This is a genomic window from Mycobacterium sp. (genome assembly GCF_049802695.1).
Classification (GTDB): Bacteria; Actinomycetota; Actinomycetes; order Mycobacteriales; family Mycobacteriaceae; genus Mycobacterium.
In genome coordinates this window covers 1-1,711 of record NZ_JBARMY010000303.1, presented here as the reverse complement: position 1 = coordinate 1,711, position 1,711 = coordinate 1, and the positions used below count along the sequence as shown (strand labels likewise).

At 68.4% G+C, this 1,711-nt stretch carries 2 protein-coding genes and 1 pseudogene; 2 read left to right on the top strand and 1 reads right to left on the bottom strand.

The genetic code is table 11. From position 1 onward, the window contains the following. A partial coding sequence (locus WA317_RS12395) for a 5-formyltetrahydrofolate cyclo-ligase (RefSeq protein WP_425173311.1) occupies nucleotides 1-279 on the bottom strand: 279 nt, incomplete at its 3' end. A 74-nt stretch (nucleotides 280-353) separates the two neighbouring features. Here WA317_RS12395 and WA317_RS12390 point away from each other — a divergent pair. Both WA317_RS12390 and WA317_RS12385 read left to right on the top strand, forming a co-directional pair. Further along, nucleotides 354-1,265: a UTP--glucose-1-phosphate uridylyltransferase gene (locus tag WA317_RS12390; RefSeq protein WP_425173310.1), complete on the top strand. Its 912-nt coding sequence runs from the start codon at nucleotides 354-356 to the stop codon at nucleotides 1,263-1,265. Nucleotides 1,266-1,320: 55 nt separating this feature from the next. Then, nucleotides 1,321-1,711: pseudogene (locus WA317_RS12385) on the top strand (gephyrin-like molybdotransferase Glp); the annotation flags it as partial.

The following is a 1,711-nucleotide window of genomic DNA, read 5'->3' as shown; positions in this document are numbered from 1 at the left end:
GTACTCAGCCCAGCGCAGCGGCAGCGGTGTGCCGTCGGCTTCGGTGCGGGCAATCGGCAGCAGCACCCGCCCGGCGCGGCGCAGCACAACGTCGAGCAGCCCGAGCGACCCGGGCTCAGCACCTACCGGCACGTATGCGCACACCACACTGCCGTCGTCGACCACCGATTCCAGGTGCTCAGCGAGGGCAAATGCTTCCACGGCGCGGACGTCGTCGGGAACTGATCGCCGGGCCGCCAGCAGTTGCTCGCGCAAGGCGGCCTTGCCCGCGGTGGCCATTGGTCAACGATGACAGGCCCGGCATCGGCGCCGCCACACGGACTCCTCGCTGCCCTGCCATTATGGTGTGAACGATGTCACGCCCACTTGCTTCGATCCCGCGCACGGCGGTTGTGCCCGCGGCCGGCCTCGGCACGCGCTTTCTGCCGACCACCAAGACCGTGCCCAAGGAGCTGCTGCCCGTCGTCGACACCCCGGGTATCGAGCTGGTGGCCGCTGAGGCGGCGGAAGCCGGCGCCGAGCGGCTGGTGATCGTCACCTCCGAGGGCAAGGACAGCGTCGTCGCGCATTTCGTCGAGGACCTGGTGCTCGAGGGCACGCTGGAGGCGCGCGGGAAAAAGGACATGCTGGCCAAGGTGCGCCGCGCCCCGCAGCTGATCAAGGTCGAATCCGTCGTACAGAAGGAGCCGCTGGGGCTGGGTCACGCCGTCAGCTGCGTGGAGTCGACACTCTCGCCCGACGAGGACGCCGTTTCGGTGCTGTTGCCCGATGACCTGGTGTTGCCCACCGGGGTCCTGGAGGCGATGTTCAAGGTGCGCTGCGACCTGGGCGGCACGGTGTTGTGTGCGATCGAAATCGCCGCCGAGGAGATCAGCTCCTACGGAATCTTCGACGTCGAGGTGGTGCCTGACTACGGCAACCTCGACGTGCTGAAGGTCAAGGGCATGGTCGAGAAGCCGAAGCCGCAGGAGGCTCCATCGCGGTACGCGGCGGCGGGCAGGTATGTGCTCGACCGAGCCATATTCGACGCGCTGGGCCGCATCGAACGGGGCGCCGGCGGCGAAATGCAACTCACCGACGCGATCGCGCTGTTGATCGACGAAGGTCATCCAGTCCACGCGGTGGTGCATCACGGGTCCCGACACGACTTGGGAAATCCGGGCGGCTACCTCAAGGCTGCGGTTGACTTTGCGTTGGATCGCGACGACTACGGACCGGATCTGCGGCGGTGGTTGGTTACCCGATTAGGCCTGCCCGAGGGTTAGCATTCCGGGCCATCGGAATAGGCCGCCCGGCCCCGTGACGGTAGAAAGGCGCGCTGTGCGTTCGGTGGAGGAGCAGCAGGCCCGGGTGTCGGCCGCCGCGGTGGCGCCACGGCCGGTGCGCGTCGCGATCGCCGAGGCGCAGGGACTGATGTGCGCCGAAGAGGTGGTGACCGAACGTCCCCTGCCGGGTTTTGACCAGGCGGCGATCGACGGCTATGCGGTGCGCAGCGTCGATGTGCTCGGCGCTGCGGGTGACGTCAACGGTTACGGTCGGGGCAATGATGACGGCGGGCCCGACGACGAAACGGCACGCGGCGGAGTCAGCCTGCCGGTAATGGCGTCCATTGCGGCCGGTTCGCGCACGCCGAGCCGCTTGCAGCCCCGGCAGGCGGTGCGGGTGCAGACCGGAGCGCCGCTGCCGATATTGGCCGACGCGGTGTTACCGC